Origin of the sequence: Emticicia sp. W12TSBA100-4, assembly GCF_040253585.1 — a bacterium.
Lineage (GTDB): Bacteria > Bacteroidota > Bacteroidia > Cytophagales > Spirosomataceae > Emticicia.
Genome location: NZ_JBELAU010000113.1, coordinates 1 through 240 on the forward strand (window position 1 = coordinate 1; position 240 = coordinate 240).

The following is a 240-nucleotide window of genomic DNA, read 5'->3' on the forward strand; positions in this document are numbered from 1 at the left end:
AAGTATATGGACTTGTGCCACCCGCTGCTACTACACTCGCACTGCCACTCGCATCGCCGTAACATTTCACATCTACGCCACTTGGGGTCGTCGTCAATGCTGCCGTTGGTTGTTTTACTACTACACTCGCCGTTGCTGTACAACTGTTCGCATCCGTTACTACTACCGTGTAGGTACCCGCTACTAAGTTATTGATGCTTGCGGTCGTCGCATTATTACTCCATTTATAAGTATATGGAC

Annotated in this window: 1 pseudogene; it reads right to left on the bottom strand. The window is 48.3% G+C overall.

Annotated features, from left to right (window positions below):
- Positions 1-240, bottom strand: a pseudogene (locus tag ABR854_RS26000) (hypothetical protein); the annotation flags it as partial.